Raw genomic sequence first — 23,714 nt, 5'->3', positions numbered from 1 at the left:
ATGCGCTGGGGTTCCACGGAATCCCGGGAGTGCAATCCGGTACTCAGGGAATTCGCGCTCAGCTGTGCACCGCCGTCGAGTCATCCACGGCGGTCTCTTCCTCACCGGCAAACTGGGACATGTACAGGCGGTAGTAGGCACCTTGGAGCGTCAGCAACTGGTTGTGGTTGCCCTGCTCAACGATCCGCCCGTTCTCCATCACCAAGATGGTATCGGCGTCGCGGATGGTGGACAACCGGTGGGCGATGACGAAGCTCGTCCGGTCCGTGCGGAGCGCAGCCATGGCCTTCTGTAGCAGCAGCTCAGTACGTGTATCCACTGAGCTCGTAGCTTCATCAAGGATCAGCAGCGAAGGATCGGAGACGAAAGCACGGGCAATCGTGATGAGCTGCTTCTCACCGGCGCTGACGTTGTTGCCTTCTTCATCGATGATCGTCTGGTAACCGTCCGGCAGAGCCCGGACGAAGCGGTCCACGTAAGTGGCCTTGGCCGCCTCCATGATTTGTTCCTCGGTGGCGTCAAGGTTGCCGTATTTGATGTTGTCGTAGATGGTCCCGCCGAAGAGCCATGCATCCTGCAACACCATGCCCACCTTGGACCGCAGCTCGGAGCGGCTGAGATCCTTGATGTCCACGCCGTCCAAAGTGATACGACCGGCATTGAGCTCGTAGAAGCGCATTACCAGGTTCACCAAGGTGGTCTTTCCAGCGCCCGTAGGCCCGACGATCGCTACCGTGTGCCCAGGCTCCGCACTGAAGGAGAGGTCCTCGATGAGGGGCCTGTCCTCCACATAGCTGAACGAGACATGCTCGAACTCCACATGGCCGTCGGTCTTTGCTGGCAGATGGCGGGTACCGGTCTCTTCAACTTCCTCGTCGGCGTCAAGGAATTCAAAGACGCGCTCGGCCGAGGCCACGCCGGACTGCAGCATGTTGGCCATACCGGCAATCTGGCCCAGAGGCTGGGTGAATTCACGCGAGTACTGGATGAACGCTGTGGCGTCGCCAAGACTCATGGAGCCCGAGGCAACCCGCAGGCCACCCACCACCGCAATGCCGACGTAGGACAGGTAGGACACGAAGTTCATGGCCGGGAAAATTACGCCGGAAACAAACTGGGCACCGAAGGACGCCTTGTACAAGGCCTCATTGCGTTCATCGAAGCGCACCAGCATGTCTGCATCACGGCCGAACACCTTGACGAGATCGTGTCCCGAGAAGGATTCCTCGATCTGGCCGTTCAGCGAGCCGGTGTTCTTCCACTGTGCAGCAAAGAGCTTCTGGCTCTTGGCACCAATGAAGCCAGCCATGACACCGGAAAGCGGCAAGGCGATCAACGCGATCAATGCCAGTTCCCAGGACACGATGAACATCATCACGGTGATTCCCACTACGGTGAGCACCGAGCTAACCAACTGTGCGAACGCCTGCTGAAGGCCCTGCTGGACGTTGTCGACGTCGTTGGTCACGCGGGAAAGGATGTCGCCGCGCTGACGGGTGTCGAAGTAGTTCAACGGCAGCCTGTTGAGCTTTGCCTGGACGTCATTACGGAGCTGCTTGATAACGCGCATGACAATCCTGTTGAGCAGCCAGCCCTGTGCCCACAGGAAGATGTTGGCCACAAAGTACATCAGGAGGACGATCGAAATGAGGAAGGTCAGCTTGGGGAAGTTGATCCCGTTGGTGAGTTCCATCTTGGAGACCATGTCCGCAAAGTTCTCTTGGCCTTGCTGGCGCATGAGCTCTACGAACTGTTCCTGCGAGACGCCCGGCGGGAGCTGCTTGCCCATGACGCCGCCGAAGATCACGTCCATCGCGGTGCCCAAAACCTTGGGGGCAATCACGTTCAGGACCACCGAGACCACCACAAGGCCGATCACGATATAAACGCCAACGCTCTCAGGCTTCAACAGGCCCATGAGGCGCTTGGCCGATGGCCAGAACTCCTTGGCTTTCTTGGCTGGAAGATTGCCGAACATACCGCCATCGGCCTCGGACGGGACGTATTCCTCCTCCACGACGTCATCGTCAAGTGCCTCGGTTGCCACGTCTGCCTCGGCCGTGGCCTTGGCATTCTTCGCGGCCTCTGCCTTGGCAGCCCAGCCACGCTTCTTCTGCTGGTCCTGCTCGCTCATGCGACTTCCTCTACACTCAGCTGGGATTCAACGATTTCCTGGTACGTAGGAGAGGTTTCCAGCAGTTCATCGTGCGTTCCGCGATCCACGATCCGGCCGTTATCCAGGACCAGGATCTCGTCCGCGTCGGCAATGGTCGAGACTCGCTGCGCGACGATGATCACTGTGGCGTCCTGCGTCTTGGCCTTCAAGGCCTTACGGAGCCGGGCGTCGGTAGCGACGTCCAATGCGGAGAATGAATCGTCAAACAGATAGACATTCGGCTTGGTCACCAGGGCCCTTGCAATGGAAAGGCGCTGGCGCTGGCCGCCGGAGACATTGGTGCCGCCCTGGGCGATGCGCCGGTTCAAGCCGGATGACTTTTCCTCTACGAAGCCCTTGGCCTGCGCCGTCTCCAGCGCCTCCCACAGTTCCTCGTCGGTAGCTTCGGGCTTGCCAAAGCGCAGGTTGTGCTCGATGGTGCCGGAGAAAAGGTACGGCTTCTGCGGAACAGCCGAGACGCGGCTGGTGATCTCCGACGCGTCCAGTTCGGTGACGGGGACGCCGTCGAGAAGGACGTCACCTGAAGCGACGTCGTAAAGCCGCGGCAGCAGGGAGACCAGGGTGGTCTTGCCAGCGCCCGTGGAACCGATGATGGCCAGGGTCTTGCCCGGCTCAGCGGTGAAGGAAATGTTGCTCAGCACCGGTGCCTCGGCTCCGGGGTACTTGAAGGTGACATCGCGGAACTCCACGTGGCCCTTCTTTTCCGCCGGAACCACGGGGGAAGCCGGGTTGTGGATGGAAGGCTCCACGTCCAGGACCTCGCCGATGCGGTCTGCACAGACGGAAGCACGGGGAATCATCATGGCCATGAAGGTACCCATCATGACTGCCATCAGGATCTGCAGGAGGTACTGGAGGAAAGCCGTGAGGGAGCCTACCTGCATGTCACCGGAGTCCACACGCTGACCGCCGAACCACAGCACCGCAGCGGTGGACAGGTGCAGGATCATGCCGATCGCCGGGAACATCAGGACAAAGAGATTGCCGATCTTCACGGAGACGGCGGTGAGGTCCTGGTTGGCGTCACCGAAACGTTTGGCTTCATAGGGTTCGCGCACAAAGGCACGGACGACACGGATACCAATGATTTGCTCGCGGAGCACACCGTTGATGGCGTCTATCTTGGCCTGCATTGACCGGAAGAGCGGCATCAACCGGACCACAAGGTAGCCCACCACTGCCACCAGGATGGGCACGGAAACCCAGACCAACCAGGACAGGCTGAGGTCCTCGCGGAGGGCCATGATGATGCCACCCACGCACATGATGGGTGTGGAGACCATGAAGTTCAGGCCCATCAGCACCAGCATCTGGACCTGCTGGACATCATTGGTGCCACGGGTGATCAGTGTGGGAGCACCAAAACGGTTCACGTCCTGTGCGGAAAAGCTGCTCACTTGACGGTAGACGCTGCGCCGGAGGTCCCGGCCGATCGCCATTGCCGTCCGTGCACCGAAGTACACGGCTGCGACAGCGGTGAGCACCTGGCCGAGTGCGACGGCGAGCATCATGGCGCCCGTGCGCCAAATGAAATCGGTATCGCCGCGGGAGACTCCCTCGTCAATGATTTTGGCGTTGAGGCTTGGGAGGTAGAGCGTGGCAATGGTGGACGCCAACTGGAATATGAGGACGGCCACTATCTGCGGCAAATACGGCTTGGAGTAGCGCCGTATAAGGGTGACAAGCATGCCCACGGGTCCTTAGAAAGAGTGCGTGAATGAAGTAAGAGAAGTGTTGCAGCAAGGGCTGACAGTATTAGCCTCCCTACTCTACGAAATCCGTTGCCTTGGCGAAACAACCCAGGGAAAAGATCATCCCAGCGGAGTATGTCCCGTGTCGGATCTGCTCCCGCTGGCGCAGTCATCACAGCCGATGCTGGCCGGATCAGCCGCTGTAGGCAACAAAAACGCCGGCTGGTCACAGCCGGCGCTTTCGGTCCCGCCCTCGTTCGCCACAGCCCGCTTAGTACGCCAGGAGTTTCGAACAAGGGCAGGATCCGTGGTGTCTAGCCCGCGTGCTTGCCGTGGTCCGGCCGCGCCTCCCGCGCTTCGACGCCTTGGAGGAGCAGCAATGCCATTCGCTCCTGCTGCCTGCGTTCGCGCTTGAGTTCCTTACGAATCGCGGCGAGTTCCTCTGCGGTGCTCGCCTGCTGCGCCGCGATGGTTTGCTGCTCCCGCAACCGTGCCTGCAGCTCAACGTTGGCCCGGCTGAGCTGCAATTGCTGTTCCGCCAGGACGTACTGGGTGCGGGACAACTGCTCCTGGACTTCCTTGACGTCAACCGTGGCGTGGGGGCGTTCCTGGGTCAGGATCCGCGCGAATTCGAGGTCAAGATCGGATCCGGAGTCCGTGGACCGAACCTGGCGGCTGGCCCCAGGGACGGAGCGATCGGCACCCAGGCGGGCGCCGCCGTCGTCCGCTTTCCCCGCATCCAAGGTAGCTGTATCCAACGACATGGCAGCATCTCCGGACGCCGTCGCCATGAGTTCGGACTCGGGCGCCGCGTCAACGGTGCGCCGCAGGGGGCGTTCCTTGATGAACAGCACAGCCAGGAGTGCCACCACACTGATGATGGCGGAGATCAGGAAGATCTGGGCAGTGGCGTCGCCGTAAGCCGCGCGCATGATTTCCGCGATGGGCGTCGGCATATCGGCCAGGTCCATGCTGGCACCGGACCCGCCGCCTTGGACCGGAATGCCCGCGGCGGCCATCCCTTCAACAGCCAGGTCCTTCACGTGGTTGGACATGATGGCACCCAGGACGGACACACCGATTGCGCCGCCTACAGAGCGGAAGAACGCAACCGAAGCGCTGGCCGTACCGATGTCCTTCGCTTGAACGGTGTTCTGCACGGCGAGCACCAGGTTCTGCATCAGCATGCCCAAGCCGAGGCCGAACACACCGGTGTAGATAGCTACGATCCAGAGTTCTGTGGTGTGGTCCATCGTGCCGGCGAATGCGAGGCCGCCGATCAGGAGCACGGAGCCGGCGATCAGGAACCGCTTCCATTTGCCAAAGCGGCTGATCAGGATGCCCGATGCCACAGAACCAATAAGGTTGCCGGCGATCATTGGCAGCGTGAGCAGCCCTGCCTCAGTCGGCGTGGCGCCACGGGCAACCTGGAAGTATTGGCCCAGGAAGGTGGACGAACCAAACATGGCGATACCGACCGCGATGGAAGCGATGATGGCAAGTGCCGTGGTGCGCTCGGAGATGATCTTGAGTGGAATGATCGGCTGGGCAACTTTGGTTTCCACCAGTACCAGGAGCGCCAGCAGCGCTACGCCACCGCCCACCATGAGCGCTGACTGCCAGGAGAACCAGTCGTAGTAGTCCGGGTTGCCGGCGAAGGAAACCCAGATCAGGAGCAGGCTCACGCCCGAAGTCAGGAGGATGGAGCCGAGCCAGTCGATCTTGGCGGGGCGCTTGATGTGCTGGATCTTCAGGGTCACCTGAAGCAGGATGAGTGCGACGACGGCCAGCGGCACGCAGACGAAGAACGTCCAGCGCCAGCCGAGCGGGCTGTCCACAATGAAGCCACCCAGCAGCGGGCCGCCGGCAGTGCCCACCGCCATGACGGCACCCATGTAGCCGGAGTATTTGCCGCGGTCGCGCGGCGGAATCATGGAACCGATGATTGCCTGGGCCAGGGCGGTGAGGCCACCCATGGCGATGCCTTGAATGACACGCGCAGTAAGCAGCAGCGGAATCGTCTCGGACAAGCCGGCCATGACGGAGCCTGCCACGAAAATGATGATGCTCAGCTGGACCAGGAGCTTCTTGTCGAAGAGGTCCGCGAGCTTGCCCCAGATGGGCGTGGTGGCCGCGTTCGCCAGCAAAGCGGCGGTGATGACCCAAGCGAAATCGGTTTGCGTGCCCTTGAGTTCGGACATGATGGTTGGCAGCGCGTTGGCGACGATTGTGCTGCTGAGGATCGCTGTGAAGAAGGCCGCGAGGAGACCTGTGAGGGCTTCCATGATTTGCCGGTGCGTCATGGGTGCGGCGGTTTGCCCCGGGGTGGCATTCTGAAGTGGGGTGGCATTCTGAACTGGTGTGGCCATGCGTGGCTCCTAAGCTGTGTGAGTAGTCGTCGTGGAGCCGGCCGCCGTTGCCCGGATTGAGTCCTTGAGGGACGTCGTGAGTTTGTTGATGACCTGGGAGGCCTCGAGAGCGTCCGCCTCGCTCCAGTCCGCCAGGTAATCCCGCAGCCTCACGCTGCGTTGTTCTTCGAAGTCGCGCAGCTTGGCCGCGCCATCCTCCGTCAGGGCAAGGAGCTGGGCCCTGCCGTCCGCCGGATCAGGCCGCCTGGCGACGAAGCCAAGATCCTCGAGTTCGGCGATATGCCTGCTGAGGACCGGCGCACTGACACCCAGGCGCGCAGCCAGTGCCGTTGCCCGGGTCTCCCCCTCGCCGATAAAGCGCATGACGCCTTGGACCGCCATCCCGACGTCGGGAACGCGGGCCATGTGGGCGGTCACCACGCAGCGCAGGGTGCGCTGGAGGTCGAAGATTTGATGCACAAGATCGGTTGCTGTGGCAGAACCGACGGACATGGAAGAACACCCCTTTTTTGTTTGCCTAGAGCAACTATAACCTATATTGATTGCTTTGGGAAACTAAAGAAGAGCCTGGGCTGTTAAATCAATCAAGCCCCCGCACGGAAAACGTGCGGGGGCTTGATGCTTTGGGTTCTTAGTGTTCCAGGTGGGTCGGGCCAAACATCTTTAGCAGCGTCTCAACCACGACGACGTTGGGACCATCCGCCTCGAAGGACGCCTTGAGCGCGTCCCCCACTTCCTCCGGGGAAACCCGGCGCGCCGGAACACCGAACGACTCGGCCAGCTTCACGAAGTCCGGGCGTGCGAGCTCAGTGGCCGTGGCCTTTCCGAAAGCACCCACCATGTATTCGCGGAGGATGCCATAGCCGCCGTCGTCCACGATCAGCCAGGTGACCGGGATATTGTGCTGCTTCGCCGTGGCCAACTCCGAGATGGAGTACATCGAGGAACCGTCACCGGAAACAGCAAGCACCCTGCCGGGCTTGCCGGTGGTTTCCAGGCCCACGGCACCGCCGATGGCTGCCGGGAAGCCGTAGCCGAGGCCGCCGGCACCTTGGGCTGAGTGGAATTGGCCCTCGCGGGCGTCCCAGCAACTCCATCCCCAGTACGCGGAGATGGTCATGTCCCAGAAGGTCTGCATGTCGGCGGGAACCGCTTCACGGATGTCGGCCATGAATTTCAGTTCCTTGGCCAGATCCTGGGATTCAAGGCGTGCCTTGACCTTGGCCAGGGACTCCTTGACCACATCTTCCGGGCTGGTGCCGTGCCAGGACCGAGTCACAGTGTCCGCGGCACCAGCTGCTGCCAGCGCCTCGTCCAAGGCTGCCAGGGCCTGGCCGGCGTCGGCACGGATGCCCAAGCCTGGCCGGTTGGATTCGAGGACGCGCGGTTCGGCGTCGATCTGGATGATGCGGCCGCGGGGTTCGAACGTGAAGTAGTTGGACGTAACCTCACCGAGGGATGAACCGATGACGATCAGCACGTCGGCATCTTCAAGGACATCGGTCATGTACCGGTCCTCGATCCACGACTGCAGCGATAACTCGTGCTTCCACGGGAATGCACCGTTGCCGCCAGGGGTGCAAATGACGGGGGCGCGCAGCTGCTCGGCAATGGACAGCAGCGACTTCTCAGCCCGGCCACGGCGCGTACCGCCGCCAGCGATGATCGCCGGACGTTCCGCCGTCGAAAGCCACTTCACGGCCTCCCGGATCAGCTCGACGCGCGGCGGGTTGTCTGCTGCCTCGGCGAGCGCGTCCTCCACCGGCGGGACCATGATGGGATCCAGCAGGACGTTCTGCGGAATCTCGATCCACACCGGCCCCTGCGGCGAGGAAATGGCCTCCGTCCAGGCGTCCTGGATGGCGGACGGGATGCCCGAGGCATGCTGGATCAGGCGCTGGCTCTTGGTGACGTTCGCGGCCGAAGCCTTCTGGTCGTCCAACTGGTGCAGCATGCCCTTGCGGCGAGCACCCAGGCCCTCAAGCGGAATCTGGCTGGCAACAACCACCATCGGAACACCGGTGGCATACGCCTCCTGCAAACCAGCAAGGGAGGTGAGCGCACCCGGACCGGTGGACAGGAACAGCACCCCCACCTCGCCGGTGGCGCGGGAGTAGCCATCAGCCGCAAACGCCGAATTGTTCTCCACACGCGAAGACACGAAGTGCAGGTTGCCGCGGCCCATGGCGTCAAAGAGGCCCAAAGCGTGCTGTCCGGGGATACCGAAGACCGTCTTGGCACCCAGCGCCTCAAGGGTCTCGACGACGAGGTCCCCACCATTGCGCTGATCGGTACCCCGCGTTGGGGCCGCAGTACCTGGATCGAAATCGATCATCGCGTCTCTCCAGCGGTGCCGGTTGCCTGGGCGAGTTCTGCGATGCGGGCACCGAGGGCCTGCTGGGCGTAGCCGTTCGGTGCACCGAGACGGTCGCCCTCCACGGCGTTGTCCGCCATGAGGGTTACCAGTTCATAAGCAACGTGGCTGCCGGCCACGCCCGTGATTTCCGCGTGGTCATAAGCCGGGGCAACTTCCACAATGTCAGCACCCACGAGGTTCATGCCACGGAATCCACGGATGATTTCGAGGAGTTCCCGGCTGGTGATGCCGCCTGCTTCGGGCGTACCGGTGCCGGGGGCGTGTGCGGGATCCAGGACGTCGATGTCCACGGAGATGTACAGCGGACGGCTTCCGATGCGGTCGCGGATCTTGGCCACCGTCTCCAGGACGCCCTGGTAGTAGACGTCAGCGGAGGTGACGATTCCGAAGCCAAAGCGGTGGTCGTCGTCGAGGTCCTTTTTGCCGTACAGCGGACCGCGGGTACCCACGTGGCTGATGGCCTCCGTGTCCAGGATGCCTTCTTCCACTGCGCGGCGGAACGGCGTACCGTGCGTGTATTCCGCACCGAAGTAGGTGTCCCAGGTGTCCAGGTGTGCGTCGAAGTGGAGCATGGCCACTGGCTCACCGGCTCGCTCCGCTGCTGCCCTCAGGAGCGGAAGGGCGATGGTGTGGTCGCCACCCAGGGTGACCAGCTTGCTGCCGCTGGCCGTAAGGTCCAGCGCGTTCTGCTGAATGGTCTCAATGGCCTCGTTGATGTTGAACGGGTTCACCGCCATGTCGCCGGCATCCGCCACCTGGATGTTCTCGAAGGGGCTGACATCCCAGGCAGGGTTGTACGGGCGCAGCAGGCGGCTGGCCTCACGCACATGGTTCGCGCCGAAGCGGGCGCCGGGGCGGTAGGAAACACCGGAGTCAAAGGGCACGCCGACAACGGTGACGTCAGCCTTGGAGACCTGGTCCAGGCGGGGCAGGCGGGCGTAGGTGGCAGCACCGGCGTAGCGCGGGATGCGGGACGAATCGATGGGACCAAGGTTCCCGTTGGCCTCAATACGGAGCTCTTCCAAAATGCGCCACTCCTTAGTGGATAGGTCGAGATGAATCAGTAACTGTGACACCCATCATACACTCAAAGTTTCCTAATAAGCATCATCTGTTTACAAGTTTCCTTCAAGGTCCCGGCCCTATGAGATGCCGGTCACATCCGGCGTAAAGATTCCATAAAAACCGGGGTCCAGGCGCAGAATGCGGCCATACGCTCCTTTGCGTGAGCAGCACCGTGCTGCCCGGAAGGACAACGTGACCACCCTGACGAGGCCGCCAGCCGACCCTGCCGACCGGCACAAAAAGGCATTCCACCTCAAATCATGGCTGCTTGAAGGAATGCCGGATACCTCGGGCAAGCGGCAGGGTCCCCACGGAAAGCCTGCGGAAGCCCACAAACCGCAAGCTTGGTGGAAGGTCATGTGCCTGACAGGCCTGGACTACTTCTCAACGCTGGGCTATCAGCCTGCCATCGCGGCCCTGGCTGCGGGATTACTGTCGCCATTGGCAACGCTGCTGCTGGTCTTCGTCACCTTGGCTGGCGCACTGCCTGTATACCGTCGAGTCGCCAGGGAAAGTCCTCGCGGCGAGGGTTCCATTGCCATGCTCGAGCGTCTGCTCCCCCGGTGGGGTGGCAAGTTGTTCGTCCTGGCACTCCTCGGCTTTGCGGCCACGGATTTCATGATCACCATCACGCTCTCCGCCGCCGACGCCACCGCCCACCTCATTGAGAACCCGTTCGCTCCACACTTCCTGGAAGGCCAGCAGGTTGTCATCACCCTGGCCCTGATTGCAGGACTGGGCATCGTCTTCCTGCGCGGATTCAAGGAAGCCATCAACGTGGCCGTCGTCCTGGTCGCCGCCTTTCTGGCACTGAACCTTGTGGTCGTCATCGTTTCCATCAGCCATGTCTTCACCGAGTCCCGGGTCATCTCAGACTGGTGGACCGCACTGAACACATCCCACGGTGATCCCATCCTGATGATTGCCCTTGCGCTGCTCGTTTTCCCGCGGCTGGCCCTTGGCCTCTCAGGGTTCGAGACCGGCGTCGCAGTCATGCCGCAGATCAAGGGAGATCCTTCCGACACTGAAGCCAAGCCGGCCGGACGGATCAAGGGCGCCCACAAGCTCCTGACCACCGCCGCCATCATCATGAGTTCGTTCCTCATAACGTCCAGCTTCACCACCGTCATGCTGATCCCGGCCGCTGAATTCGAACCCGGCGGCAAGGCTGATGGGCGTGCCCTGGCTTTCCTCGCCCACAAGTTCCTGGGCGACGGATTTGGCACGGTTTACGACGCCAGTACCATCGCTATTCTGTGGTTTGCCGGAGCCTCGGCCATGGCGGGCCTCCTGAACCTGGTCCCCAGGTACCTGCCGCGCTACGGCATGGCTCCAGCGTGGGTCCGCGCATTGCGCCCACTCGTCCTGGTCTTCACAGTCATCGCCTTCATCGTGACGATTATTTTCCAAGCCGACGTCAACGCCCAGGGTGGCGCCTATGCCACGGGTGTACTCGTCCTGATCACGTCCGCCTCCATCGCAGTGACACTGTCCGCCCGGAGAAAGAAACAACGGGCACAGTTCATCGGGTTCGGAGTGGTTTCCCTGGTCTTCATCTACACAACCGTGGTCAACTCGATCGAGCGCCCGGACGGCCTGAAGATCGCCGCGCTGTTCATTCTGGGCATCATGGTGGTGAGCTTCATCTCCAGGATCCGGCGTGCTTTTGAGCTCCGTGCCACGCATATCAAAATGGACCAGACTGCACTCGAATTCACTGCAAACAACGTCGACGGCCCTGTTCGGATCATCGCGCATGAACCAAAGCACCTCAGCGCCGGACGGTACCGGGAGAAGCTCCAACACGCGCAGCAGGCCAACCACCTGCCGCTGGATTGCGATGCGGTATTCATCGAGATCATTGTTGACGACAGCTCGGACTTCGAGCAGGAGCTGCAGGTTGTGGGCAAGAAACGGCATGGCTTCAAAATCCTGGAAGTCCACAGCAACAACGTGCCCAACACCCTTGCCGCCGTCCTGCTGCACATCCGCGACGTCACGGGTTTCATGCCGCACATCTACTTCCGCTGGACCGAGGGCAACCCCATCTCCAACCTCAGCAGGTTCCTTTTCTTTGGCGAGGGCGAGATCGCGCCGGTGACCCGCGAGGTACTGCGTGAGGCTGAGCCCGACATCACCCGGCGCCCCTGGGTCCACGTGGGCTGACCCCGCCGCAGCACCCTGCAGGATCGGGCAAGTGCTACTTACTCGCTGCGGGCACCAGAATCCAGAGGACCTCGACGGTTTCGTCCGTGGGATTGACCCAGGTGTGGGGTTCCCTGCCCGGGAAGGAGAGGGTGTCCCCTTCTTCGAGGTCGTACTCCTCGTTGGTCAGGATGAGCTTGATGCGTCCCTTCACCACATGAAGGACATCAACGTCGCAGTCCACGGCGTAGAGCTCGTTCTCACCACGGCCCCGTGGCTCGATGGTGGCCTGAAGGATCTGCAGGCGCCGCTCCGAACGGGCCGTTAACAAACGCTCCACAATGCCCTGGCCACCCAGCGAAATCCGGGGACCGTCGTCGCGCCTGGTCAGATGCGTTTCGGGAGCGGCAAACAGGTCTCCTACCGACACGGACAGGACCTGGCAAAGGGTTACGAGTGAAGCGACCGACGGTGACGTCAGATCCCTCTCGACACGGCTGAGGAAGCCCTTGGTCAAACCAGTTGCGTCCGCCACTTGCTCAATGGTGAGGCGCTGCGCCTGGCGGGCTGCGCGGATTCTGGAACCAATGGCAACGGGAACGTTGCTTGGTTCAACGGGGAGAGCCTTCATTCACGAACCTTTCAGGCCTGTCATTCGGCCCTGTCATTGCAGCAATAGTAGCGGGACCAGGGGCCGCTGGAGCCCTCAACAGCCCGAGGATGACCAAAGCCCCTTGACTGTTACTCCCATCACAACATATCCTCATAGGCAACAAGTGTTGTCTGTGAGGCACAACACGATCCCCAATCTCCCATCACCAGCACGGAGACTTCGACGCTTCCCAGGCGTATCGTCGAAAACCCAACCTCCGTGCACCAGCTCCAAGGAGCCACTCATGGACTCATCGTTCATAAACATCGCCATTGTGGTGGTGTACCTGCTTGCCATGCTTGCATTCGGCTGGTGGGGCAAGTCCCGCACCAAGAACAACAGCGACTTCCTGGTGGCCGGCCGCCGCCTTGGACCTTTCCTTTACACCGGCACCATGGCCGCAGTTGTCCTCGGTGGGGCATCCACCGTCGGCGGCGTCGGCCTGGGCTACAAGTTCGGCATCTCAGGTATGTGGCTGGTAGTCGCAATCGGCGCCGGCGTCCTCCTCCTGAGCTTGCTCTTCGCCGGCACCATCCAGCGCCTGAAGATCTACACGGTCTCCCAAATGCTGAGCCTTCGCTACGGCAGCAAGGCCACGCAGACCTCCGGAATCGTCATGCTGGCCTACACCCTCATGCTTTGTGCCACATCCACCGGCGCATACGCCACCATCTTTGTGGTCCTCTTCGACTGGGAACGCTGGATGGCGATCGCCGTCGGCGGTGCAATTGTGCTTGTTTACTCGACCATCGGTGGCATGTGGTCCATCACCTTGGCCGACCAGGTCCAGTTCATCATCAAGACCGTTGGCATCTTCTTCCTGATGCTCCCGTTCGTCATGAACGCGGCCGGAGGACTGGACGGCATCCGTGAGCGTGTCGATGCGAGCTTCTTCCAGATCGACGGAATCGGCGTCCAGACGATCATCACCTACTTCGTCGTGTACACACTCGGACTCCTGATCGGCCAGGACATCTGGCAGCGCGTCTTCACGGCCAAGACTCCCAAGGTTGCACGCTGGGGTGGAGCGACCGCCGGCGTTTACTGCATCCTCTACGGTGTGGCCGGTGCATTGATCGGCCTGGCCGCCCGCGTAGCACTGCCCAATATCGATGTCGCCAACCTCGGCAAGGACGTGGTCTACGCCGAAGTGGCAACCCACATCCTGCCCATCGGCATCGGCGGCCTGGTCATGGCCGCAGCTGTTGCAGCCATGATGTCCACCGCTTCGGGTGCCCTGATTGCCGCCGCCACGGTGGCCCGCGCAGATGTTGTTCCGTTCGTGGCCAGCTGGTTCGGCAAGACCATCAACACGGACGACACCGAAAACCCCGAGCACGACGTCAAAGCCAACCGTTACTGGGTTCTTGGCCTGGGCATCGTCGCGGTGTTGATCTCCATGGCCGCGCAGGACGTGGTTGTTGCCCTCACCATTGCTTACGACATCCTTGTGGGCGGCCTCCTCGTCGCGATTCTTGGCGGCCTGGTGTGGAAGCGCGGCACTGGTATCGCTGCTGCATGGTCCATGGCAGTGGGCTCGGTATTGACGTTGGCCTTGTTGATTCTGTTCGCCACTGGAGTCATTCCAAGCGTCGACGGCGTCTACGCCAACGAGCCCATCTACTACGGCCTCGCGGCCTCGTTCGTGGCCTATGTGGTGATTTCCCTCCTCACGCCGCCCACCGACCCCGAAGTCCGGGCCGCTTGGGACAAGCGCGTGGCCGGAGCGGTATCTGACGAATTGCCCTTGGAAGCCCACCCCGTCAGCAGCCACAACGCGAGCTAACGGCCCAGGGCCGCAAGGCATCAGGTAAGAACTGAACTGAGCAATGGTCGACGGCGGCGCCGCCCCTTCCCGGGGCAGCGTCGCCGTTGCGCTGTGCGGGGGCGAGCGGATCCGAGGGCCACACTTCTCCCGGACAGCACTCCTCCAGTACAGTGGTCCCAGCTTCAAGAGAGGTGGCGCCAAGCTCCGACTGGCCACACACCAACCCCATGTTCACGAGTGGTTCGGATGAGGAAGCGGCCCGCCCCGGACCAGAGACAACCGAGCGGGCAAGAGCACTCCCCAAAGGAGCAGTCCTTGCCGTACCAAGGCGTTACCACCCCAAGCCAAAGCACCCCCACCAAAACCGAAGCGCCCACTGTTCCGGTGATTCCCGGCGTCGACCTTGTCCTTGGGACGGTGACCCTGTTCCTGAACGGTGGGCTGGCCCGGTTCCGGCACCCCGAAGCGCGCCTGTTGGCGCATGCCCTTGCCCAGGCTGTGCGTCCATCGCGGTGGTGTGAATCGTCGAGGACGTTGACGGTGACTGTTGCAGCGCTCGGGCGTCCGGCGGGACTGGAGCGGCATTTCACCTTCGGTGAAGATGGCCCTGCCTAAGAAACGGTCCTAGAATTCCTCGTCTTCTTCCCCGCGGAATTCTTCGGTTTCATCCAGGGGGACAACCCGCTCGTCGTCATCCGGGACGTCGATTTCCTCCACCCAGGGTTCGTCGACTTCCTGGTCATCGCTGTAGTCGTAGGCGGGATCCGACTCGATGGTCTCCCGTTCGGGGTGGTTGGCGTGCGGTTCGGTGGTGTCCATGCTGCAACCTCCGTCTGGTGGGCTGGCAAGCAGCCTGCTGACCGAGTGCGGGGAGGGCCCCCGCCCCTGTCCTTCCATCTGAGCACTGTGCCTGAAGAGGGTCAAGGCAACGGCCCACATGGACCCAGGGAAAGGCTCCAGGCAGAGGATTGCAGCTTCGAAAATTAAGGCATGCCGAACATTCCAACTAAGGAATACCGGCCAAAAATCCGCGCCGATAAGCGGTACAGTGGGCGTGCAATGGGGCCGCAACTACCCCACCCAGCACAGGAGAAAAAGTGCAGAAGCACCAGGAATCCCACGGTTCGTCGAGCCCCGCTCCGGACCCCGCCCCCGGATCCGGAACACCGTCCCAACCAGCCCGGCCCACACCGGCGGACATCAGGCGCTGGCGTCAATACCTGGCCGACGAGCGTGCCGAAGCCGCCGTCTACCGGGAACTCGCCCAGCGTCGTGACGGCGAAGAACGGCAGATCCTGCTCGCCCTGGCCGAGGCCGAGGGAAGGCACGAGGCACACTGGCTCAAGCTCTTGGGAGAACACGCCGGAATGCCGAAGGGAGCTTCCACCCGCAGCCAGCTGCTGGGCTTCCTGGCCCGGCACTTTGGTTCCGTGTTCGTCCTCGCGTTGGCGCAGCGCGCGGAAGGCCGCTCCCCCTACGGAGCCGAACCTGCCGCGACTCCAGCCATGGTTGCCGACGAACAAATCCACGAAGAAGTTGTCAGGGGCCTTGCCACCCGTGGCCGCAACAGGCTCTCCGGTACCTTCCGTGCTGCTGTTTTTGGCGCCAACGATGGCCTGGTGAGCAACCTTTCACTGGTTATGGGTATGGCAGCAACCGGCGTTCCCAGCCCGGTGGTCCTCATGAGTGGCGTGGCCGGTTTGCTGGCCGGCGCCCTGTCCATGGGTGCTGGCGAGTACGTTTCGGTCCGCTCGCAGCGGGAGTTGCTCAGCGCCACGCTGCCCACGCAGGCAACCCTCACAGCCGCCCCTTCTTTGGACATCGAGCACAACGAGCTTGTGCTGGTGTACTTGGCCCGCGGCATGACCCGTGAGGCAGCCGAGCACCGTGCCGCCGAACGCATGGGACTCTTCAGCTGCGACTGCGATCCCAGCCTCTCCTTGCAACCGGAGAAGGAGCAACCCGCTGACAACCACGAAACCGTGGGGTCTGCCTGGGGCGCTGCGATGTCCAGCTTCTGCTTCTTCGCCTCGGGTGCGGTTGTGCCCATCCTCCCGTTTATCTTCGGCATGACGGGTGTGGCGGCACTGGTAGTAGCCGGTGTGCTGGTGGGGATCGCGCTCCTGGCGACCGGCGCCGTCGTCGGGCTGTTGTCCGGGACCTCACCGCTGAGCCGTGGCTTCCGGCAGCTGGCGATCGGCCTGGGCGCCGCGGCCGCCACCTACGGGCTTGGCCTCGCGTTCGGAACGATGATCGTCTAGGCGGTAATGTTGGTTCGTCCTCCGCGCGGCCCCGCGTGACCGGGGCGTAGGGAATGGAGAACCGTGGATTCGGAGCAGCCGCCATTGCGCGCGCCAAAACACCGTCGTGCGGGCACAACCCTCCGGATTCTTCGCGGCGTCCTCATGGCCGGTGTCGCCGCGGTGGTGGCTGTCCTTGTCAGCGGTTTGCTCCACGGCGATCCCCGGATCATCGGGCTGTTTCCGGGCGTGGCCCTGCCCAATTCGCCCAAAAGCGAGCCGATCCAACAGACCCCGGCACGCGCCCTGGACGCGCCGCCTCCAGGAATCGACGAGGCCGACGCCCCGCTCGCATCGCCGCCGCCCCCAGCCAACGCCAGCGATTCATATAAGTTCCTGGCAACCAACGACGACGGCACTCCGGTTGGGTACTCGCCGTGCCGTCCCCTGCACTACGTGGTGAACGACGCCACCGCGCCTGAGGGTACGGATTCACTGCTTGCCACCGCAATCGCCAATATTTCCGCGGCGTCCGGAATCCAGTTCATCAACGATGGCAGCACGGATGAGTTGCCCACCACTAAGCGCGAACCTTACCAACCATCCAAATATGGTGACCGGTGGGCACCCTTGCTCATTTCGTGGACCACGCCTGAGACTGCTCCTGCGCTGGCTGAGAGCGTCATCGGCACGGGCGGCAGCACCATGTACTCACTCAACAACGGTCCCAAGAGCTACATCACGGGCAGCCTGGAGCTCGACACCCCGCAAGTGGCGGAGCTTCTGGCCGAGGAGGGCGGTTCGGACTACGTGCTGGCGGTCATGCAGCACGAACTGGGGCACGTCATGGGTTTGGATCATGTTGATGATCCGGTTCAGCTGATGTACCCGGAGATCGGCGCCCCTGACGGTTTGGCTGCCGGCGACCTGAACGGCCTTCACCTCCTGGCCTCGGCTCCTTGCCGCAAGGACATCTGAAGCAGCGCAGCTTCCCAGGAATCGCCATGGACTGGCGGTCCCATGGGTTCTATCCTGACGGAAGCGGCCGACGGCGGCGCCCCACCGTCCGATTGGGCCGTCCCGTGAGGGGGTTCGATGGAACCTTATGGGTCGCCAGAGTGGCCAGACCCCTATCCCCCGCCGCCTTACCACCCGGATGCCAAGCCGCCGCCCAGGCCTCCCATCAAGCACAGCAGCATCGCGGCCATCCTGTTCCTGTTCGGCATCCTTGGTTTGGTCTGCGCCGGCGCCTACTTCAGCGGCGAACTTCAAAGGTTCTGGTCCGATTCCACGACGCAGAGCCAGGCGCCGCGGCCCGGGCTGGTTCCTTTTGGCCAGCGTCAGGATCCGCTGCCCGGATTTGAGGAAGCCGACGCTCCCCTGGGCACACCGGCGCCGTTGCTAAGGACCAGCAATTCTTACAAATTCCTGGCCGTCAAGGAAGACGGCACTCCCCTTGCCTACTCCCCTTGCAGGCCGATTCACTACGTCGTGAACTCAAACCTGGCCCCCACAAGCTGGTATTCCATGGTGGAGGAAGCAGTTCGGCAGGCCAGCCTCGCCTCCGGGCTGCAGTTCATTTATGACGGTCCGACGTCCGAAATCCCCAGCACCAACAGGGCCGGCTATCAGCCCACAACATACGGGGACCGCTGGGCGCCGGTGCTCATTGCCTGGACCACACCGGAGCAGGTGCCGCGGCTGACCGGACAAACGGTGGGCTTGGGCGGAAGTTCCTCCATCGGCCTGAGCAACGGCTATAAGGCCTACGTGACTGGGTCGGTGTCGTTGGATGCACCGCAGTTTGCCGGGATCATGGACACACCCCAGGGCAAGGAAGTGGGCACGGCCGTGATCATGCACGAACTCGGACACGTTCTTGGTTTGGACCATGTGGATGACCCCCGCCAGCTGATGTACGACCAAGCCTCGTGGGTTCGCGAGTACGCTGCCGGGGACAAGACGGGCCTTGCCCAACTCGGCTCAGGCCCCTGCAGTAAGGATTTCTAGCCGCAGCAAGGACTTCTAGCTGCAGCAAGGACTTTTAGCCCGCGGCCACGACCGCGAGCGCGTCCTCCACCGTGTCCACCAGGAAGATTCTGTTCGCCATGGGCCGCCCGGCCGCGAGGCTTCGCAGCATCGGCCAGGCCGGGTAGGTCCGTTCCCAATGATCGCGGCCCACCAGGACCATGGGAGTGATGGTTTCGGGGGCACCGTAATAGTTTTCGCACGCATCCTGGAAGATCTCCTGCACGGTTCCGGCGGAACCGGGCAGGAACACGATTCCGCCGTTGCAAAGCTCCAGGAGGATCGCTTCGCGGATTGCGTTGGCGAAGTACTTGGCGATGTGCGTGGCGAACAGGTTGGGTGGCTCATGGCCGTAGAACCAGGTGGGTATCCCCAGCGTCGGGGTGCCTTCCGGGTAGCGTTCGACGACGGCGGCTGCTTGCCGCGCCCAAGCCGTCACCGAGGGCCTGAACCCCGGTATGGAAGCGAGCGTTTGCAGCGCTGCGATGGAATCGGCGTCGGGCAGTCCGCTGAGGTAGGCGCCCATGTTGGCTGCTTCCATGGCGCCAGGGCCACCGCCGGTAGCTACTGTGAAGCCCGCTTGCGCGAGCAAGCGCCCCAGCCGCGCGGCGTCGGCGAATTCCTTGGTTCCGCGTTGCGCTGCGTGTCCGCCCATGACGCCCACGAGTCTGGTGCCTGCCAGGTCCCCATCTTGCAGCAGCTCGTCCAGGGCGTCGCCGATCGCGTGGTCGTGCAGGGCCGCGGCGAGCGTTGCGTCAAGGCTTGCCCGCTTTCCCGGAAGGATGCTCCACTGGTAAATCCTCGCATCCAGGGTGGCTTCATACTCTGCAGTGGAGATGTCCTCGTAAAGCTCCCTGGCCGTGTAGAGGGTGCCTCGATATGGGTTGAAGGGCACGCCGCGCATCTTGGGAAAGATGAGCGCGCCGCGGCTTCGAAGGCTCTCCTCGATGCCGTCGTCGAAAGTGCATCCGAGGAAGATCGCGCCCTGCGGGTCCAACATTTTCAATTCCCGCGAGCGTCCGCGAAGGTCCAGCGACTGCGCGTGCCAGCCGTGCATGGATCCCGCCCCGGACGTAACCAGTTTGTCGAAATGAACGATGCTTTCGACGTCGAGCGTCCGTGGACTTGGGTTCAAGGCACCGGAGGGATTCATGGCATCAGCGTAGTAGTGCTCAACGGCTTGAGTCCCGTTTACGCGCAGGGCGATGTTCCGTTGCATGATGAAGCATGAAGACTTCAGATGAGGGCGGCGCTGGCGCCCGGCCGCGTATCGGAGTTCCGATTCGCCTTAGCAGCTCGGACAATCCCGACGCCCGCGTGGGCGAAGCCAACCAACTCTTCACATTTATTGTGGATTTGCTCCGTGAAGCGGGTGCGCAGCCGGTGTTGCTGACCCCCGTGTCGGCCGACAGTGCCGGGCGTCTGGCTTCTGTCATGAAAACGCTCGACGGCGTGCTGCTGCCCGGTGGCGGGGACCTGGAACCGCGTCTTTATGGCCAGGACCCGGAGGATTCGGTGTATGACGTCAACCCGGAACAGGACCACCTGGATATTGACGTCGCACGGGCCACGATCGACGCCGGCCTTCCGCTGCTGGGGATCTGCCGCGGCCACCAGTTGTTGAACGTGCTTTACGGCGGGACGTTGATCCAGGACATGGCACCGTCTGCCGTGAACCACAACGGCTTGGATCCGGACGACCCCACTGCCGGTGAGTGGGCATGGCATGACGTTGTGCTTGCACCAGGATCGAAGACCGCCGCGCTCTATGGCGCTCCGGAGGGGACTTCCATCAAGATTGCTTCGGGGCATCACCAGGCGGTGGCCAGGGTGGGCGAAGGGCTGGTGGTTACCGCGATCGCCGACGACGGCACGGTGGAAGCGCTTGAGGATCCTTCCCGCTGGGTTGCCTCGGTGCAATGGCATCCGGAGGCGTCCCAGCTTCCCGATAACGAGCGGCTGGCACCTTTTAAGGCGTTCGTGGAAGTGTGCCGGAACCCTACCCAGGCCCGGCCTGGAGGAGTACAGTAGCGCTCACTGCATCGCTTTCAGCTCTGCTGAAAGCTCGGCCAGCGCATAACTCCATTCGAATGACGTCCCGTGGGCGTCGTAAGTTTGCCGGCTGGGGGGCCCAACATCTGCTCAAAGGAGCATGGTTGTGGACCGTCCAAAATACGTCCGTCGTCCGAATCGGCAACCCCGTCTCTTCAGCTTCCTGGGCTTGATGCTTGCTCCGGCTTTGGCCTTCGCGGGACTCATCGCATTTTCCATCGCCCCCGCGTCGGCGGCCGTTCCGCCGTGCGCAGGAACCGGCGGGGCCATGCAGATCGTGGCCCACACGGACGATGACCTGCTTTTCCTCAGTCCGGACTTCATGAGGGACATCCAGGCCAAACGCTGCGTCCAAACGGTATTCACCACGGCGGGCGAGGCTGGCGAGGGTGCCGTGTATTGGAAGAGCCTGGAAGCCGGAATCAGGGCCAGCTACTCCAAGATGGCAGGAGTGTCTGATTCGTGGACCACCTCGGATGCAGGGGTTCCCAACCGTCCGCTGACCATGCAAACCCTCAATGGTGCACCCAATATCTCGGTGGTGTTCATGCGCCTTCCCGATGGTTTCCCGAACGGTGACGGCAGTGCGGCGTACAACGACCAAAGCATCCTCAAACTCTGGGACGGGCGGCTTTCCTCCATCAGGCCCGTGGACAACGCCGCCACTTTTACCAAGTCACAGTTCCAGACCGCACTGAACCGACTGGTGGCCAACTTCCAACCGACCACGTTCCGCACACAGGACTGGACCGGCAACTTCAACAGCCCCTACGATCACAGCGACCATTGGGCAACCGCCAAATTCGCCCAACTGGCTACGCGCAGCTACACCGGCCCACACACCTCCCTGGCCTACGACGCTTACGTGATTGACGAGTACCCCCAGAACGTGACCGGTGCCGAACTCACCACGAAAGTGGACACCTTCGTGCGGTTCGCGGATTTCGACATGTACATCTGCAGCAGTCCCGGCGAAGGATGCCCCGATTCCCCCTACGATGAGTGGCTGAAACGGCAATACATCACAGCCATTGAGTGGGTGGGCAACGCTGCGAAATCGGCAGGGACCACCGTCACGGCGTCATCCCAGAAAGCAACAGCCCAGAGCCCGGAGAAAGCCCGGGACGGGTATGCGTGGGGCACCCCCATGGACGCAACGCGTGAATGGGTGACAGCCGCTGAAAAGGCGGGCAGCTGGATTCAATACAACTTCTCCCCCACAAGGACCATCAACTCGGTGACCTTGTTCGACCGGCCGCTCCTCTCCGACCAAGTGACCGGAGGAAACCTGTTGTTCTCGGATGGAAGCACTGTGGCAGTCCCGGCGCTTCCCAACAACGGCTCCGGGCTCACCATCAACTTCCCGTCCAAGACCGTGAGCTCGGTCCGTTTGAACATCACCTCAGTCAGCTCCACCACCACCAACGCCGGTTTGGCCGAGTTCGAGGCCTATCTCGGAACGGACAACGTCGCCCCCGTGGTCACGGCAACACCTCCGGGTGGAACATACGCGGTGGGCCAGTCCATCACCCTCTCCGCCAATGAGACGGCGACGATCTACTACACCACGGACGGCAGCAACCCCACCACGGCGAGCAGCAAGTACGCCAGTCCCATCCCGCTGAACGGCCCGATGACCCTGAAGTACTTCGCCGTTGACGGCGCGAATAATTCGTCTGCCGTGGCCACCCAGACGTATTCGACAGGCCCTGATATCACCAAGCCTGTGGTGACAGCCAGCCCTGTGGGCGGTGCCTACGCAGCGGGTACCACCATCACCTTGGCCGCCAACGAACCGGCGGAAATCCGCTACACCACGGACGGCACCGATCCCCTCACCGCCGGCCTGCTGTATACCGCGCCGATAACGTTCAATGGGCCGGACCCCATGACCCTGAAGTACTTTGCCAAGGATACGGCCGGAAATACCTCCGACATCGCAACGCAGACCTACACGATCCCGCCGGACACGACAGCTCCGGTAGTGACGGCCAGTCCCACCTCGCGGGCCTTGGCCAGCGGCGCCACGATCACGCTGACAGCCAACGAGCCTGGGGCGGCCATCTACTACACCACCGACGGCAGCACCCCCACGGCCACCGAGTCTGCTTCCAACATCAAGTACTCCAGCCCGATCATCATGGGCAGCTCCACGCTGACGTTGAAATACATAGGCGTGGACACGGCAGGCAACACGTCCTCCGTTGGTACCCAGACGTACACCGTTCCCATAGCCGGACCGCCGTCGGCCCATGACTTCAACGGGGACGGCCGCGCTGACGTCCTTGCGGCTGACACCGCCGGCAACCTGTACCTGTACCCGGGCAACGGCGCGGGCGGGCTCTCCCCCAGGCAACTCGCCTTGCCTGCACCGGCCTGGTCAACCAACACGGACACCATCACCCCTGGCGACTTCAACAGCGACGGAAAACCGGACGTCCTGGCACGATCCGGGGACGTACTGTGGTTCTACCCCGGTGACGGTGCCGGCAGCTTTGGCGCACGGAAGCAAGTCAGCACCGGTTGGAGCACCATGACACAGCTCTTCTCACCAGGCGATTTCAGCGGTGACGGAATACCCGATTTCATGGGACGCCGCAGCAACGGCGACCTCCGCTTGTATGAAGGAAATGGTGCTGGAGGACAGCGGGCTCCCTACACAGTCGGCTGGGGTTGGGGCGTCATGAACGCCATCTTCAGCACCGGCGATTTCAACAGTGATGGCAAGGCAGATGTACTGGCGCGGCGCACCGATACAGGCGCATTATGGCTATATCCGGGCAATGGTTCCGGGGGCTGGCTGCAATGGACGCAGATCGGGACGGGCTGGGGAACCCGCACTGCGCTGGCCGGACCACGGGACCTTGACGGCGACGGCAAGAACGACGTCGTAGGCCGCATCGGAGACACTTTGTGGCTCTATCCCGGATCGGGAAGCGGAACGCTCAGCAACGTTCCGCCCGTCAGCCTCGGCTCGGGTTGGCAGGCCATGAAGGTCATCGCCTGATCAGCCCCCATAGACCTGGCGCGGGTCGGAGTTTTCCCCCAGACTCATCCGGCCCGCGTCAGCTACGTCCGATCCTCTCGCACATCGGCCCCCTTTTCGGCCGATCCTCTCGCACATCGGCCCCCCTTCCGGCCGATCCTCTCG

General features: G+C 62.5%; 17 protein-coding genes and 1 riboswitch. Of the genes, 8 read left to right on the top strand and 9 right to left on the bottom strand.

Annotated features, from left to right (window positions below; all coding sequences use genetic code 11):
* Positions 1-58 precede the first annotated feature (58 nt).
* From LDN82_RS05240 to speB, 6 genes are all read right to left on the bottom strand, one after another.
* Entirely contained in the window at positions 59-2,134 is a 2,076-nt protein-coding gene (locus tag LDN82_RS05240; protein ID WP_275965231.1) for an ABC transporter ATP-binding protein, read from the bottom strand.
* Positions 2,131-3,864: an ABC transporter ATP-binding protein gene (locus LDN82_RS05235; protein WP_224091220.1), complete on the bottom strand. Its 1,734-nt coding sequence runs from the start codon at positions 3,862-3,864 to the stop codon at positions 2,131-2,133. Before LDN82_RS05235 ends, LDN82_RS05240 begins: the two co-directional genes overlap by 4 nt.
* Positions 3,865-4,181: 317 nt before the next feature.
* The gene (locus LDN82_RS05230; RefSeq protein WP_224166603.1) at positions 4,182-6,236 is read right to left on the bottom strand and encodes an MFS transporter; all 2,055 of its coding nucleotides are present in this window, start codon (positions 6,234-6,236) and stop codon (positions 4,182-4,184) included.
* 9 nt (positions 6,237-6,245) lie between these two features.
* On the bottom strand, positions 6,246-6,728 hold the full coding sequence (locus tag LDN82_RS05225; protein WP_224166602.1) for a MarR family transcriptional regulator: 483 nt from the start codon (positions 6,726-6,728) through the stop codon (positions 6,246-6,248).
* Positions 6,729-6,867: 139 nt separating this feature from the next.
* Positions 6,868-8,571: a thiamine pyrophosphate-binding protein gene (locus LDN82_RS05220; protein WP_224166601.1), complete on the bottom strand. Its 1,704-nt coding sequence runs from the start codon at positions 8,569-8,571 to the stop codon at positions 6,868-6,870.
* On the bottom strand, positions 8,568-9,638 hold the full coding sequence (gene speB / locus LDN82_RS05215) for an agmatinase (protein ID WP_224166600.1): 1,071 nt from the start codon (positions 9,636-9,638) through the stop codon (positions 8,568-8,570). Before speB ends, LDN82_RS05220 begins: the two co-directional genes overlap by 4 nt.
* 232 nt (positions 9,639-9,870) lie before the next feature.
* Here speB and LDN82_RS05210 point away from each other — a divergent pair, with 232 nt between their 5' ends.
* Positions 9,871-11,844, top strand: a complete 1,974-nt coding sequence (locus LDN82_RS05210) for an amino acid transporter (RefSeq protein WP_224166599.1) — start codon at positions 9,871-9,873, stop codon at positions 11,842-11,844.
* A 34-nt stretch (positions 11,845-11,878) separates the two neighbouring features.
* On the opposite strand, the gene LDN82_RS05205 is transcribed toward LDN82_RS05210, so the two are convergent.
* Positions 11,879-12,454, bottom strand: a complete 576-nt coding sequence (locus tag LDN82_RS05205; protein ID WP_224093801.1) for a cupin domain-containing protein — start codon at positions 12,452-12,454, stop codon at positions 11,879-11,881.
* A 265-nt stretch (positions 12,455-12,719) separates the two neighbouring features.
* On the opposite strand from LDN82_RS05205, the gene LDN82_RS05200 reads away from it, so the two are divergent.
* Positions 12,720-14,261 carry a sodium:solute symporter gene (locus LDN82_RS05200; protein WP_224166598.1) on the top strand — a complete coding sequence of 514 codons (1,542 nt, stop codon included), beginning with the start codon at positions 12,720-12,722 and terminating at the stop codon, positions 14,259-14,261.
* A gap of 162 nt (positions 14,262-14,423) precedes the next feature.
* Positions 14,424-14,543: riboswitch (SAM riboswitch) on the top strand.
* A gap of 15 nt (positions 14,544-14,558) precedes the next feature.
* On the top strand, positions 14,559-14,858 hold the full coding sequence (locus tag LDN82_RS05195; protein ID WP_224166597.1) for a hypothetical protein: 300 nt from the start codon (positions 14,559-14,561) through the stop codon (positions 14,856-14,858).
* Between the two features lie 9 nt (positions 14,859-14,867).
* Here LDN82_RS05195 and LDN82_RS05190 read toward each other — a convergent pair whose 3' ends face one another.
* Positions 14,868-15,062, bottom strand: coding sequence for a hypothetical protein (locus LDN82_RS05190; RefSeq protein ID WP_224093790.1), 195 nt, complete (start codon positions 15,060-15,062; stop codon positions 14,868-14,870).
* Between the two features lie 278 nt (positions 15,063-15,340).
* Between LDN82_RS05190 and LDN82_RS05185 the strand changes: the two genes are divergently transcribed.
* The 3 genes from LDN82_RS05185 to LDN82_RS05175 all read left to right on the top strand — a co-directional run bounded on the left by LDN82_RS05185 (position 15,341) and on the right by LDN82_RS05175 (position 18,493).
* Positions 15,341-16,504, top strand: a complete 1,164-nt coding sequence (locus LDN82_RS05185) for a VIT1/CCC1 transporter family protein (protein ID WP_224166596.1) — start codon at positions 15,341-15,343, stop codon at positions 16,502-16,504.
* A 63-nt stretch (positions 16,505-16,567) separates the two neighbouring features.
* Positions 16,568-17,461 (top strand): matrixin family metalloprotease, encoded by an 894-nt coding sequence (locus tag LDN82_RS05180; RefSeq protein ID WP_224166595.1) that lies wholly within the window; start codon positions 16,568-16,570, stop codon positions 17,459-17,461.
* A gap of 117 nt (positions 17,462-17,578) precedes the next feature.
* Positions 17,579-18,493: a matrixin family metalloprotease gene (locus tag LDN82_RS05175; protein ID WP_224166594.1), complete on the top strand. Its 915-nt coding sequence runs from the start codon at positions 17,579-17,581 to the stop codon at positions 18,491-18,493.
* Between the two features lie 34 nt (positions 18,494-18,527).
* On the opposite strand, the gene LDN82_RS05170 is transcribed toward LDN82_RS05175, so the two are convergent.
* Entirely contained in the window at positions 18,528-19,664 is a 1,137-nt protein-coding gene (locus LDN82_RS05170; protein WP_224167464.1) for a Rossmann fold nucleotide-binding protein, read from the bottom strand.
* A gap of 74 nt (positions 19,665-19,738) precedes the next feature.
* Here LDN82_RS05170 and LDN82_RS05165 point away from each other — a divergent pair, with 74 nt between their 5' ends.
* Positions 19,739-20,542, top strand: coding sequence for a gamma-glutamyl-gamma-aminobutyrate hydrolase family protein (locus LDN82_RS05165; RefSeq protein WP_224166593.1), 804 nt, complete (start codon positions 19,739-19,741; stop codon positions 20,540-20,542).
* Positions 20,543-20,663: 121 nt separating this feature from the next.
* Positions 20,664-23,570: a chitobiase/beta-hexosaminidase C-terminal domain-containing protein gene (locus LDN82_RS05160; RefSeq protein ID WP_224166592.1), complete on the top strand. Its 2,907-nt coding sequence runs from the start codon at positions 20,664-20,666 to the stop codon at positions 23,568-23,570.
* The last annotated feature ends 144 nt before the right edge of the window (positions 23,571-23,714 follow it).

This window comes from Arthrobacter sp. StoSoilA2, assembly GCF_019977195.1.
GTDB lineage: Bacteria > Actinomycetota > Actinomycetes > Actinomycetales > Micrococcaceae > Arthrobacter.
The sequence above is the reverse complement of the archived record's forward strand: the minus strand, read 5'-3'. Positions and strand labels throughout refer to the sequence as shown.

What these genes read in the sequence shown, in the direction of transcription:
- LDN82_RS05225 (WP_224166602.1), bottom strand. Translation starts at nt 6,728, where the DNA reads ATGTCCGTCGGTTCTGCCACAGCAACCGATCTTGTGCATCAAATCTTC.
- LDN82_RS05175 (WP_224166594.1), top strand. Translation starts at nt 17,579, where the DNA reads ATGGAACCTTATGGGTCGCCAGAGTGGCCAGACCCCTATCCCCCGCCG.
- LDN82_RS05240 (WP_275965231.1), bottom strand. Translation starts at nt 2,134, where the DNA reads ATGAGCGAGCAGGACCAGCAGAAGAAGCGTGGCTGGGCTGCCAAGGCA.
- LDN82_RS05165 (WP_224166593.1), top strand. Translation starts at nt 19,739, where the DNA reads ATGAAGACTTCAGATGAGGGCGGCGCTGGCGCCCGGCCGCGTATCGGA.
- LDN82_RS05235 (WP_224091220.1), bottom strand. Translation starts at nt 3,864, where the DNA reads ATGCTTGTCACCCTTATACGGCGCTACTCCAAGCCGTATTTGCCGCAG.
- LDN82_RS05160 (WP_224166592.1), top strand. Translation starts at nt 20,664, where the DNA reads ATGGTTGTGGACCGTCCAAAATACGTCCGTCGTCCGAATCGGCAACCC.
- LDN82_RS05200 (WP_224166598.1), top strand. Translation starts at nt 12,720, where the DNA reads ATGGACTCATCGTTCATAAACATCGCCATTGTGGTGGTGTACCTGCTT.
- LDN82_RS05170 (WP_224167464.1), bottom strand. Translation starts at nt 19,664, where the DNA reads ATGAATCCCTCCGGTGCCTTGAACCCAAGTCCACGGACGCTCGACGTC.
- LDN82_RS05220 (WP_224166601.1), bottom strand. Translation starts at nt 8,571, where the DNA reads ATGATCGATTTCGATCCAGGTACTGCGGCCCCAACGCGGGGTACCGAT.
- LDN82_RS05190 (WP_224093790.1), bottom strand. Translation starts at nt 15,062, where the DNA reads ATGGACACCACCGAACCGCACGCCAACCACCCCGAACGGGAGACCATC.
- LDN82_RS05205 (WP_224093801.1), bottom strand. Translation starts at nt 12,454, where the DNA reads ATGAAGGCTCTCCCCGTTGAACCAAGCAACGTTCCCGTTGCCATTGGT.
- LDN82_RS05230 (WP_224166603.1), bottom strand. Translation starts at nt 6,236, where the DNA reads ATGGCCACACCAGTTCAGAATGCCACCCCACTTCAGAATGCCACCCCG.